Source organism: Bacteroidota bacterium, from assembly GCA_016713765.1.
Lineage (GTDB): Bacteria > Bacteroidota > Bacteroidia > AKYH767-A > 2013-40CM-41-45 > Pollutiaquabacter > Pollutiaquabacter aromativorans.
The window spans coordinates 700781-714255 of the sequence record JADJON010000001.1 but is presented as its reverse complement, the minus strand read 5'-3'; the positions used below and the strand labels follow the sequence as shown (position 1 = coordinate 714255).

Genomic DNA, 13475 nt, shown 5'->3' with positions numbered 1-13475 from the left:
ATGCAAGGAAAACTCCTGCTCTTCTGCGGACCCTCGGGCAGCGGCAAGACGACCATCGTCCGCCACCTGCTCGATACCGATCCGCGCCTGGCCTTCTCCATCTCGGCCACGACGCGACCCAAGCGGGAGACCGAGACCGATGGCGTGGACTACCACTTCATCAGCGTAAACGAATTCAAACGCCGCATCGACGCGGGCGAGTTCGTCGAATGGGAGGAAGTTTACAAGGACCGCTTCTACGGCACGCTGCGTTCGGAGGTGGACCGACTGTGGCGGGAGAATAAAGTAGTGGTGTTCGACGTGGACGTCGAAGGCGGGTTGCAACTCAAGAAGACCTTCGGGGAATTGCTCCTCGCGGTTTTCGTGATGCCGCCCTCCGTGGAAGCCTTGCACCAGCGCCTCACCGCGCGTCAGTCGGAGACCCCCGAATCGCTCAAAGCCCGTGTCGCCAAAGCCGAGCACGAACTCACCTACGCCTTCCGCTTCGACCGTGTGATCGTGAACGACACCCTGGAGCATGCGCTGGAGGAAGCGAAGCAGGTGGTGGCGGGGTTTGTTCAGTGAAGGGGCGAGGGACGAGGGACGAGGGACGAGGGAGGAAAAATAAGGCATAGCGATCTAGCCGCGAGATAATAACCCCAATCACAAATCACCAATTACTAGTTACTAATTACTAATTACTAATTACTAGTTACCAATTACCAGTTACCAGTTACCAGTTTCCCCCCCCCTCCATGAAAATCGGCCTCTACTTCGGCTCCTTTAACCCGGTCCATAACGGGCACATGATCATTGCGGGGTATGTGTCGGAGTTTACGGACCTGGACCAGGTGTGGCTGGTGGTGTCGCCGCACAATCCGTTGAAGCCGAAGCAGACCCTGTTGAACGACTACCAACGTTTGGCGATGGTGAAGCTGGCCATCGGGAACAACCGGAAGATCAAAGCCACCGACATCGAGTTCAAGCTGCCGAAGCCGAACTATACGATCGACACCATCACCTACCTGCACGAGCAGTTTCCTTCCCATACGTTCGTACTGATCATGGGCGCGGACAACCTGGAAAGTTTTAAGAAGTGGAAGAACTGGGAAATGTTGCTGGAACAATGTGAGTTGTACGTTTACCCGCGCAAAGAGAGCGACGGTGGCGAGCTGTTGCATCATCCCCGCGTGAAGGTGATCAACGCCCCATTGGTCGAGCTTTCCGCCAGTTTCATCCGGGAGTCCATCCGGAACAAGAAAGACGTTCGCTACATGCTTCCCGAGTCCGTCTGGGACTACGTGGAAGAGATGCACTTTTACGAAAAGGGGCCGTCGAACGACTGACAGCAGCCCGTACAGCCCGGTTCTGCCGCAGGAATCTTCCGTTTCCCCGAAGAATTCCCCCTGCTAACGCGGGAAATCGTAGGTTTGAGTATCCTGTATGAAGCGTCCGTTTCCGCTCTTTCCGGTACACATCCTGGGCAGCCTGCTGTTTCTCTCGCTGCCGATCCTGTACATGCGGACGCCGCTGAGCGAGCTGACCTGGGACGAGTTCCTTCGGTCGGAGATGACCTTGCGGGACCTGGTCGCGCACATCCTGATGCTCGGGTTCTTTTACCTGAGCTACTACCTCCTGATCCCGCGCCTGTTCACCACCCGCCGGTACGGGATTTTCATCACGGTGGTCGTTGCCTCGCTGGTTGCGGTTTATGTGGTGCCCAACCTCTTTTACCCTTATCGTCCCCACTTCCATCCGGAGCCCGGCAAGACGATCTTCATGAGTCAGGAAGCGGCGGACTCGCTCAAGGTCAAACTGGATCCGCCGGAGCGGCATCGCGGGAAGAGTTTGCTGATGTTCAGTCACAATTTCTTCGTATTTCTCGCCGTACTGTTCATCGCGCTCAGCCTGCGGCTGATCCAGCAGTGGCGACGCTCGGAACGCGAACGCCTGCATGCTGAACTGAGTTTCCTGAAAGCGCAGGTCCATCCGCATTTTCTCTTCAACACCTTGAACAGCATCTATTCTCTGGCGCTTTCGCGCTCTGACGAGACCGCTCCGGCGATCGTGAAATTGTCGGAGATGATGCGCTATGTGATCACCGAAGCTTCGGAAGAGTTCGTCCCGCTCGAGAAGGAACTGCATTACATCCGCGACTACATCGACCTGCAAAGCCTTCGCCTCGACAAGAACGCGAAGGTTCATTCGTCGATCGAAGGCGATCCCGACAATCTCCTGATCGCTCCGCTCCTGCTCATCCCGCTGATCGAGAACGCGTACAAGTACGGGGTCAATCCCGAAGACGATTCGGTGATCGACATCCGCATTCGCGTTTCAGGAACACGCGTCACGCTCGACATCGCAAACACCAAGGTCGACGCCAACCACAACAAGAACATCGCGCTGGGCATCGGCTTGCACAACACGCGCCAACGACTGGAACTTTTTTATCCGGGCCGGCATACGCTCACGATCGACGAAACGGAAACCGAATATCGTTTACACTTATCCGTTCAACTGGCATGATCCGCTGCATCGCACTTGATGATGAACCGCCCGCACTGACCGTCCTGCAGCGCTATGCGGAGCGTGTGGATATCCTACAGCTCGATGGTACCTTCACGCGTCCGTCGGAAGCGCAGCAGTACCTGAAAGACCAAGCGGTCGACTTGTTGTTTCTCGACATTCAGATGCCGTCCATTTCAGGTATCGACTTTTACACTTCCCTCAACAAACCGATTCCGGTGATCTTCACGACCGCTTTTGCGGATTACGCGGTACAGGGATTCAATCTGAATGCGGTCGACTACCTGCTAAAGCCGTATTCCTTCGAGCGCTTCCAGCAGGCCGTCCGGAAATTTTCCGAACGCCAGCAACGGGGAAGCACACCGGCGGCGGCTGAGGAACCTTTTCTGCTCATCAAGGCCGATTACCGCCTGGTGAAAGTCAAATTGAAGGACATCGAATTCATCGAAGGCCTCGACGATTACCTGAAGATCCATTTGCTGGAGCAGAAGACGATCGTCACCCGGATGACCATGAAGTCGATGATCGAAAAGCTCCCGGCCGACCAGTTCATCCGGGTGCACCGTTCGTTCATCGTCCCCTTGTCGCGCATCGAAAGCGTTCGCAGCAAGATGATCCGGATCGGCAAAGAGGACATCCCGATCGGGAACAGCTATGAGGAGGGGTTTTTTCGGGTCTTCAAGGGTTAGGGTTTCGAGTTTCCGGTCTTTAAAAGGCAGGGACGAGGAACGTGACCGAGACCGAGGGAGGAGGGTTTCGGGTTCCGGGTTCCGGGTCTCGAGTTTCGAGTTTCGAGTTTCGAGTTTCCGGTCTTTAAAAGGCAGGGACGAGGAGCGTGACCGAGACCGAGGGAGAAGCTCTACGGACAACTAACTAATTACTAATTACTAATTACTAATTACCAATAACCAACAACAACCCGAAACTCGAAACCGGAAACTCGAAACCCGAAACGCTCCTCGCTCCTCACTCCCGATTTCCTACCTTTGCCCCATGTCAACCTCCAACGATCACGGTTTCGGGACGCGGGCGATCCATGCCGGGCAGTCGCCGGACCCGAGTACCGGGGCGATCATGACGCCCATTTACCAAACCTCCACGTACGTACAGGAATTACCGGGAAAGCATAAAGGCTATGCCTATGCCCGCGGAAAGAATCCGACGCGTGTGGCGCTGGAGCAGTGCATCGCTTCCCTGGAGAACGCGAAGCACGGATTATGCTTCTCGAGCGGACAGGGCGCGGAAGATGCCATCATCAAGTTGCTGCGACCCGGCGATGAAGTGATCGCCACGGACGATCTGTACGGCGGTTCGTACCGCATGTTCACCAAGGTTTTCGCGCACTACGGCATCGTGTTCCATTTCGTGAACATGCACGATGTGAACGAGATCAACAAGCACATCAACGACAAGACGCGGATGCTGTGGGTCGAGACCCCGACCAATCCGCTGATGAAGATCATCGACATCCGCGGGGTGGCAGCCATCGCGCAGGCGAAGAAGCTGATGCTGGTGGTCGACAACACCTTCGCGTCTCCTTATCTACAGAATCCGCTGGACCTGGGTGCTACCATCGTCGTGCATTCTGCAACCAAATACCTCGGTGGCCATTCCGACGTCGTGATGGGCGCCACCTGTACGAACGACGACAAGATCCAGGAAGAACTCGCCTTCATCGCCAACTCCTGCGGCGCGGTGCCGGGGCCGATGGACAGCTTCCTTGTGCTGCGCGGACTGAAGACGCTGCACGTACGGGTGCAACGCCATTGCGAAAACGGCAAGGCGGTTGCGGAGTTCCTGAAGTCGCATCCGAAGATCGACAAACTGCACTGGCCGGGCTTTCCCGACCATCCGAACCACGCCATCGCGAAGTCGCAGATGCGTGGTTTCGGCGGCATGATCTCGTTCACCCTCAAAGGCGACTCCCTCGAAGAAGCGTTCCGGATGGCATCGAGTACCAAGGTTTTCTCGCTGGCCGAATCCCTCGGCGGCGTTGAATCCCTGATCGGTCATCCGGCCACGATGACCCACGCTTCCATTCCAAAGGAGATGCGGGAAAAGTCGGGCGTACTCGACTCACTGCTGCGACTGAGCGTCGGCATTGAAGACGCGAACGACCTGATCGCCGACCTTCGTCAGGCATTGGGCTGAGCACTGACACGAACTGACAGTCCGTTAAACGGGCCGATTTCTTCATGAATTCGGCCCGTTTTTCATCATTTCAGGAGGGTTTTTCGTCAAGGACCTGCGTCCTGTCGTCCTGTCAGCGCTTTGTCAAGAGTGTGTTGGTATTCAGGAAAATACTGCCAATTGGTTATCTTTGAACGGTTTTAGCTGTTATCCCTAAACAACAGAAACAGCAGTTCCATCACCATGAAAAAACTACTACTTGCCGTCGCGCTGCTGACAGCAGCGTTCAGTACCGCGATTGCCCAGTCGGAAGAGCACAAGCACTGCTACACGACCGAAAAACTACAGGATGCGATTCGAAGAGATCCAACCGTCGCTCAACGCATGGCGCAGTTGGAAGATTTCACCCGGACTTGGATCGCCGACAAGGCGCAACAGCGCAGCCAGGGTGGTATCTACATCATTCCGGTGGTCTTTCACGTCCTGCACAACTACGGGCAGGAGAACATCAGCGACGCGCAGATCATCGACGCCGTGCGTGTGATGAACGAAGATTTCCGATTGCTGAATGCCGATACGAACCTGATCATCCCGCAGTTCAAGCAGATCGCTGCCGACTGTGAAATCGAGTTCCGTCTGGCCACCATCGACCCGAACGGCAACTGCACGAACGGTATCGATCGCATCGTGACTCCACTCACAGAAAACGCCGACGACAACTCGAAGCTCAATCCCTGGCCGAACGACATGTACCTGAACATCTGGACAGCCAAGTCGCTCGCCAATGCAGGCGCTGCCGCTTATGCTTACTACCCCGGCGTTTCAAACCCGGATGTTGATGGCATCATCTCCCTTTCGCATTACGTCGGAAGTATTGGCACGAGCAACTACAACAATAGCCGCACCCTGACCCACGAAGCCGGCCACTGTTTGAATCTGGCCCATACATGGGGAAGCACCAACCAGCCGGGCGTCGCTTGTGGTGATGACAACGTTTCCGACACCCCGGAGACTCAGGGTTGGACGACCTGCAACATCAACGGTTCAGTCTGTAATCCTCCGATCATCGAGAACGTGCAGAACCACATGGACTATTCGTACTGCACACAGATGTTCACTGCCGGACAGGCTGCACGCATGCAGGCCGCGCTGAACAGCGCCATCGGCGGACGCAACAACCTCTGGAGTCCTTCCAACCTCGCCGCCACCGGAGCGCTTGCCTCTCCGGCGCCGACCTGTACGCCGAATGCCGATTTCTATTCGAGCGACCAGACCGCCTGCGAAGGCATCGCCCTCACCTTTTACGATCTCTCCTGGAACAGTCCGGTGAGCTCCCGTGTATGGGACTTCCCGGGTGGTTCTCCCAGTACCTCGACCGATTCTTCGGTGGTGGTCACGTACCCCGCTGCCGGCGTTTATAGCGTTACCCTGACAGTTACCAACAGTGCGGGATCGGCCTCGGTCACCAAGACCAACTTCGTTCGCATCAGCGGCAAACCGTAGCTCCTGTGACGGAAGACTTCAGCCTCGCTCCGAGTTTCCCCGGCGTTGACGGATATGTGGTCAACCAGGACAACGGCCAGACCTGGAATCGGGTCACGACGGTTGGTGCGAGCGGGTCGGAGAGCGTACGTATCATCAACTACACCAACATCTCCGGCCAGATCGACGACTGGATCACACCCTCCTACGACCTCTCGAACATGACCGGCATCTCGTTGCTCTTCAAAGTAGCCAATGCCCGTCGTAACAGCTCTTCCACCGATCAGCTCAAAGTCGATTACAGTCTGAACTGTGGCGAAACCTGGCAGCCGCGTTATAACAAGTCGGGTGCAGCCCTCGCTACCGCTGGCGTCGTGAGTGTGAGCTTCGTGCCGAACGCCACCCAATGGCGTCAGGAAACCGTTTCGCTGCCGACTTCTGTCAACCTGAAACCGAATGTCCGCTTCCGCTTCCGCAACGTTAGCGACCGCGGCAACAACACCTACATCGACGATCTCCAGATCACCGGCACACTGGTGAATGTGGATGAAGTGGACGAGACCACTTTGGGTTATGCACTCTATCCGAACCCTACCTCCGCTGCCAGCCATGTTCAGTTCAAGTTGAACAAGAACAGCTCTGTCAGCCTGCAGGTGAAAGACCTCACCGGCCGACTGGTACGCGAAGTACTGAACTCCGACCTTGGAGCCGGTGTACATGAGTTCGATATTCCTACCGACGGATCGGGCATTTACCTGATCGATCTTTCGGTGAATGGCAAACATCATATCCGCCGCCTGGTGGTTACGCAGGATTGATCTGCCTTCTAACGTGATGAAAGCGGCTGCCCTTACCGGCAGCCGCTTTTTTGTTTAAAACGAAGTTCGGATATCGCATCAGGGCCTTTAAAAACCGATCCTTTTTCCGATTTTTGCCGTAGAACAACCTATGCGCATCCAGCGGCTCGCCCTTTTCCTCCTGCTACTACTTTCGGCCGGCAACCCTACCTCCGCGCAGGAGGTTCCGGAATATAAAAAGAACGCGTTCCAGTTCAACCTCGGCAACTACGGGGTGAACGAGATCAACTTCGGCTTCGAGCACTTTTTCTCCGCACGGCGTAGTCTTGAGATCAACGGCGGACTGGTCTATCGGAACGACTTCCTGGTCGACATGGCGAAAGACTGGACCAACTCACTTTACTTCTACGAACGCGGTTTCACGGTCCGGGCACAATACAAACTCTTCAAGAAGAAACCCGAAGATTCCAAATGGCGCGACTACATCTCGCCCATGATCTATTTCAAGTATCTGTATTACGGGAAAACCTGGTTCGCGAACGAATTGAAAAACGAAAAGACCGGCGATCCCTATGACGAGTACATCTACCAGACCCGTTTCCGCGACCGCTTCGGATTCCAGTTTCACTTCGGCAAGATCTACGAGATGAACCAGACGTTCGCGCTGGAGTTCTACTACGGCGTCGGCCTGCGCGGCACGCTTGTCAACCGGATCGACGTCGCCAAACAAGACTCCGCGAACGCCCCGGTGTACCAGGTCAACTGGCAGGACGACCGCTTTTATGTGCGGCCGTCGATTCACGGCGGTGTAAAGCTGCGCGTTTCCTTCTAACCCGTTACCGAGAAGACTTGAGAAGGCATTGTGTTTGTCAATGCGCTTCCAGCCAGTTCTTACCCGAACCGATTCCCACTTCAATCGGAACTTTCAGTTTGAGGGCGTGCTTCATGCGGTCCTCCACGAGTTCCCTGACGGTGTCGAGTTCTTCCCGGTGGCAATCGAACACGAGTTCGTCGTGCACCTGGAGTACCATCCGGGTTTTGAACTTGCTTTTGTCCAGGTCCCGGTGAATGTTGATCATGGCCACTTTGATCATGTCGGCCGCCGAACCCTGGATCGGCGCATTGATGGCGTTACGCTCCGCGAATCCGCGCACGGTAGCATTCGCTGAATTGATGTCGCGCAGATAACGTCGACGGCCGAGGATCGTTTCCACGTATCCTTTCTTTCTCGCCTGTTCGATGCTGGCGTCCATGTAATCCTTGATCGCGGAATACTGCTTGAAATAATTCTCGATGATCGATTTGGCTTCCGTGCGCGAGATGTTCAGCCGGTCGGCAAGACCGAAAGCCGATATCCCGTAAATGATACCGAAGTTGACCATCTTGGCGTTGCGGCGCATGTCGGAGGTCACCTCGTTCAGGGGAACACCGTACACCTTCGCGGCCGTCGCCGCATGGATGTCTTCTCCGGAGCCAAAAGCCGACAGCATGCCCTTATCGCCGCTCAGTTCCGCGATGATGCGGAGCTCGATCTGCGAATAGTCGGCCGACAACAAGGTGTAATCCTTCCCGCGGGGCACAAACGCTTTTCGAATCTCACGTCCGCGTTCGGTGCGGATGGGAATATTCTGCAGGTTCGGATTATCGGAACTCAGGCGGCCCGTCACGGCGACCACCTGGTTGAAGCTGGTGTGGATGCGGCCGGTATCGGGACGGATCAGTTGCGGCAGCACATCGACATACGTATTCTTCAACTTGACCAGTTCGCGGTAGTCGAGGATGCGGCGCACGATCGGGTGCTTGTGCTCAAGTTTGCTGAGCACGTCTTCGCTGGTGGAATACTGCCCCGTCTTCGTCTTGACCGGCTTCTCCGCGATCTTCAGCGTGTCGAACAACACTTCGCCCACCTGTTTCGGAGAGGAAACGTTGAAACGCGACCCAGCCATGTCCTGGATCTCTGCCTCGGTGGTGGCGATGTCCTCTGCCAGCGTACCCGAGAGTTCATACAAGGTCTTCGGATTGACCGTGATGCCCTCCGCTTCCATATCCGAAAGCACCGGTACCAGCGGCATTTCAACTTCTTCGAAGAGCTTCCGCGTATTCGTCTTGTCGAGTTTTGGTGAAAAGATCTTTTCCAGTTGCAGGGTCACATCGGCATCTTCCGCCGCGTATTCGCAGATCTCCTCCAGCGGAACCTCGCGCATACTGCGTTGCTCCTTCCCTCTCTTGCCGATGAGCGTCTCGATGGAAACCGGCGAGTAACCCAGGTAGGTTTCAGCGAGCACGTCCATGCTGTGGCGCATCTCCGGCTGGATGAGGAAGTGCGCGATCATCGTATCGAACAGGGGACCATCGATCGAGATTCCGTAGCGTCGCAGCACCGAGTAATCGTACTTCAGGTTCTGGGCCACCTTGGTGATGGCCGGATCGGCAAAAACGCCGGCAAATCGCTTCACCAGTTCTGTCGCCCTGGCGCGGTCGTCGGGCACCGGCACGTACCAGGCCGTATGCACCTTCGTCGCAAACGACATCCCGACCAACTCGGCGGTATGGGCATCGAGTCCGGTGGTTTCCGTATCGAAACAGAATTGCTTCGCGCTTTTCAGCTCGCTGATCAGCGCATCCAACTCCGCCTCCTTGACGGCTGACTTGTACGTGTGCGCGACTTCGCGAATGGTTTTCTTGTCGGCAGGAGCCGTTGTTTCCTCCTCCGCTTCGGGAGATGCCTCCGCTTCGTCAAACAAGCCGGCTTGTCCGGATGGCTTCTTCGAAGTCTTGGTCGCTGTCGCTGCCGCCGGCGCGGGTCCGTCGAGACCCAGTTGTTCGCCCAGGCGACGGAACTCCAATTCAGCGAAGAGTTCCCGCAAGGCGTCCTTGTTGATTTCCTGAAGTGCAAGGTCATCCGGGCCGACGGCAACCGGAACATCGGTCATGATGGTCGCGAGGCGCTTGGACTGCAACGCCATCTCCTTGTTATTCTCGACCTTCTCCTTTAGTTTTCCCTTGAGCTGGTCGGTGTTCTTGAGCAGCTCTTCGACGGAGCCGAATTGCTTGACCAGTTGAATGGCGGTCTTCTCTCCCACTCCCGGAATTCCCGGGATGTTGTCGACCGCATCGCCCATGAGGCCCAGGATGTCTTTTACCTGCTCGACCCGTTCGATCTCCCAGCGTGCGCACACTTCTTTCTCGCCCAGCACTTCCGGTTTGCCACCGCCACGAGGCGGCTTGTAGATGAACGTATGTTTGTCGACCAGTTGCCCGTAATCCTTGTCGGGCGTCATCATGTACGTATCAAATCCCTTCGCCTCCGCCTGACGCGCGAGTGTTCCGATGATGTCATCGGCTTCGAAACCATCGATGGCCAGCACGGGAATGTTGAAGGCTTCACAAAGTTGGACGACGTAGGGGATCGAGCTGGCGAGGTCTTCCGGAATTTCCTCCCGGTGAGCTTTGTAGTCGGCAAATTCTTCGTGTCGTGCTGTAGGTGCAGCGGTATCGAAGACCACCGCGATGTGGGTAGGTTGCTCTTTGCGGAGCACTTCCAGCAAGGTATTGGTAAAACCGAAGATCGCCGAGGTATTCTGACCCTTGGAGTTGATCCGGTGATTGTTCGAGAACGCGAAATACGCCCGGTAGATCAGGGCCATCGCATCAAGCAGAAAGAGTTTCTTGGGAGCAGCTGACATGGTGAGGTGAAGATACGAAAAGAGGGGCGTGGGGCGAGGGGCGAGGGACGTGGGACGAGGGACGAGGGACGAGGAACGTGGGACGTGAGACGTGGGACGTGGGACGTGGGACGAGGGACGAGGGACGAGGGACGAGGGACGAGATGCGAGATGCGAGGTGCGAGGAATAATTACTAATTACTAGTTACTAGTTACTAGTTACACGCAATACAAAGCTCACCCGACAACAAAAAACTCGAAACCCGAAACTCGAAACCCGAAACCCTGAACCCACTACCGTCCCATCATCCCGCCACCGCCGTCGTCCTTCACATCGTCGTTCTTGATGCCTTTCTTCTTTTTCTGGCCGCCTCCGTATTCCATCTTACCGAAGCGGTAGTCGAGACTGATCCGGGCGCCGAGGAAGAGCACCTTGGTGTCGTTGTCGTAGCTGAAGCCTTCCCCGCTGTAGTTGTTGCGGAAGTGCATGTACCAGCTGGCGAAATTATCCAGACCGATGCCGATACCGCCTTTTTCATTCTTGAATTCCCGGCGCGCGCTGAGGTTGTAGTACCAGAACGAAGTCGATTTACCCTGAACGCTGTAACGCGGTCCGTTGAAATTGCCGAAAGCCATCACGCCCCAGCGCTTGCTGAACTTGTAAGAGCCGAAAAGGTTCACGTTCCAGTTGACACCGTCGTTGTTCAGGTTCTGTGAAAGACCGGTGCTCTCGACCTGGTAGTAAAACAGGTTGAAGTTGCTGCTGAGGAAGATCTTCATCTGCCACATGACATTCAAGCCCAGGCTCATGCCGGTCGAGCGATTCTTGCCAATGTTCCCATACGTGGTAATGTACACGTCGTTGGTGTCAACAAAGCGAATGCTCTCAATCGCGTTATCGGTAAAGCGGTGATAAGCCGACAGGTTGACCGAGCCGAACTTCTTGAACAGGTTCAGTCCGAGTTCGAATGCATGGCTTTTCTCGGCGTCAAGATCGGGATTGCCATACGTGACATTCGTCGGATCCGTCGCATTGATGAACGGATTCAGGAAATTCAATCCGGGACGTTGAATGCGTTGCGTGTAACTCAGTTTGAGCGAATACTTGCCCTGCTTGGCGTAGGAGATCGTCGTAGAGGGCACGAAGTTCTCGTATTCATTACTGAAACGGGTATCGCCTTTATCAAAATACCCTTTGAAGGTCGTGTGCTCATAGCGCAAACCCGCCTTGATCCCGAACTTTTTGAGGTTAAGGGAAGTCTGCAGATAACCCGCTACGATATCCTGCTCGTTATTATAAACGTTGCTCCTCACCGGATCGTATTCATAGGCATCGCTGGCGAAGCGGAAAATGCGGTAATCGTAGTCGCTGTCGACATCGCGCAGGATCGCCTTGGCGCCCGTTTCGATGGTGAAGGCTTTCGTCACCGGATGGGTGTAATCCGTTTGGAAGGTCAACTCATCCGTAATGCCGTGATTGAGGCTGGACTCCTTGTAATAGTCGAGGTCGAGCGTGTCCAGACTGGATTCGTACTCGGTGCGCCGGTTGTTCCGGGTCCATTGACCGGCGAAGGAAAGTTCCTGATCCGGCTTCTTGAAAGTACGTCGCACGTCCACACTGGCATCGGTAGAAAGACCGTTCGTGAAATAGTTGTAGGTATTCGTGAACGACGGACGTAAGGCGTCGCCGGTGAAGGCAAAGAAGTTATCCGTAGTTCCCTTCGAGCGGTTTTGAAAATTGTTCACCCGCAAAGAGGTGCTCAGGCTGAGTTTACTGGTAAGGTCGACATCGCCGGTCCATTGCAGGGACGGTCCGAATCCGGTGTTCCGGTTATCGCCTTCCTGCTTCAGGGTGGAGTACTGGGTGACCCGGGTGGTGGACACATCGCCGATGCCGATCCAGCCGAAGCCGCCGCCGCTGATGCCGGTCCCAAAACGACCGCTGCGGTAATTCAGATTGCCGAACAGGTTGCTGGAACGCGTGCCCGCTCCGGCGTTGATGGATCCGCTCAGGCCTTCGATATTCTTCTTCTTGGTAATGATGTTGATGATGCCACCGGTACCTTCCGCGTCGTACTTCGCCGACGGACTGGTGATGACTTCCACCTTCTCGATCTCATCGGCCGGGATCATCTTCAACGCGTCAGCGATATTGGCCAACATGAGCGAGCTGGGTTTGTTGTTGATCAGGATACGGACATTTTGGGTTCCCTGCAGCGAAACATTACCGTCCAGATCGACTGAGAGCATCGGGACTTTTCGCAAGATGTCGGTTGCATTACCGCCCTTCGAGGTGATGTCCTTATCGGCGTTGTACACGAGCTTGTCGATCCGGGTCTCGATCAACTGTTTCTCTGCTTCCACATTGGCTTCTTTCAACATCGTAGCGGAAGGACCAATGCGAACAGTACCTACCTCCACCGATGGTTTCTTCTCCGTGACAACCAGGGAATCGACGAACTTCTGTACGTAACCGATGAACGTAATGCCGATGCGGTAGGTACCCTTTTTAAGATTCTTGATCCGGAAATTTCCTTTCTCATCGGTGATGACACCATCGATCGGCTTCTCGCTTCCCTTTTCATAGAGGGCTACACTGGCGAATTCGACCGGTTTGTTGTTGAGCGAGTCGATGATCGTGCCGCTGATCTTTCCGTCATAGATCTTCGTCGCGCCGCCGCCCATGCCGGGCATGAACTGAGCATGGACGAAACCCGGATGACAGAGCAATACCAGACACAGACTAACCAGAGAACGCATCAATAACTGAACGGGATTGGAGGAGGAAACAGAGATCATAAGGAGTGGGCAGGGGTCGCTAAAGGTACCTCCACTACCTGTCTGACACTACTGTGACGATGTTATTTTGTGTTAAAAAAGCATGTTTTTGGCTTAT

Annotated in this window: 10 protein-coding genes; 8 read left to right on the top strand and 2 right to left on the bottom strand. The window is 55.3% G+C overall.

The window, feature by feature from the left end:
- The 8 genes from gmk (at position 1) to IPJ96_02765 (ending at position 7746) form a co-directional block, all read left to right on the top strand.
- Positions 1-564, top strand: a complete 564-nt coding sequence (gmk, locus tag IPJ96_02800; protein MBK7909276.1) for a guanylate kinase — start codon at positions 1-3, stop codon at positions 562-564.
- Positions 565-734: 170 nt separating this feature from the next.
- Positions 735-1325 carry a nicotinate-nucleotide adenylyltransferase gene (locus tag IPJ96_02795; protein ID MBK7909275.1) on the top strand — a complete coding sequence of 197 codons (591 nt, stop codon included), beginning with the start codon at positions 735-737 and terminating at the stop codon, positions 1323-1325.
- A gap of 97 nt (positions 1326-1422) precedes the next feature.
- Positions 1423-2505 (top strand): histidine kinase, encoded by a 1083-nt coding sequence (locus IPJ96_02790; GenBank protein MBK7909274.1) that lies wholly within the window; start codon positions 1423-1425, stop codon positions 2503-2505.
- Positions 2502-3194 (top strand): response regulator transcription factor, encoded by a 693-nt coding sequence (locus IPJ96_02785; protein ID MBK7909273.1) that lies wholly within the window; start codon positions 2502-2504, stop codon positions 3192-3194. The genes IPJ96_02790 and IPJ96_02785 overlap by 4 nt, the downstream gene beginning before the upstream one ends.
- 304 nt (positions 3195-3498) lie before the next feature.
- Positions 3499-4656, top strand: coding sequence for a cystathionine gamma-synthase (locus IPJ96_02780; GenBank protein ID MBK7909272.1), 1158 nt, complete (start codon positions 3499-3501; stop codon positions 4654-4656).
- Between the two features lie 222 nt (positions 4657-4878).
- Entirely contained in the window at positions 4879-6138 is a 1260-nt protein-coding gene (locus IPJ96_02775; protein ID MBK7909271.1) for a PKD domain-containing protein, read from the top strand.
- Between the two features lie 5 nt (positions 6139-6143).
- Positions 6144-6935: a choice-of-anchor J domain-containing protein gene (locus tag IPJ96_02770; protein MBK7909270.1), complete on the top strand. Its 792-nt coding sequence runs from the start codon at positions 6144-6146 to the stop codon at positions 6933-6935.
- A 130-nt stretch (positions 6936-7065) separates the two neighbouring features.
- Entirely contained in the window at positions 7066-7746 is a 681-nt protein-coding gene (locus tag IPJ96_02765) for a hypothetical protein (GenBank protein MBK7909269.1), read from the top strand.
- A 37-nt stretch (positions 7747-7783) separates the two neighbouring features.
- On the opposite strand, the gene polA is transcribed toward IPJ96_02765, so the two are convergent.
- Entirely contained in the window at positions 7784-10600 is a 2817-nt protein-coding gene (gene polA, locus IPJ96_02760; GenBank protein ID MBK7909268.1) for a DNA polymerase I, read from the bottom strand.
- Between the two features lie 273 nt (positions 10601-10873).
- Positions 10874-13339, bottom strand: coding sequence for a TonB-dependent receptor (locus IPJ96_02755; protein MBK7909267.1), 2466 nt, complete (start codon positions 13337-13339; stop codon positions 10874-10876).
- Between the last annotated feature and the right edge of the window lie 136 nt (positions 13340-13475).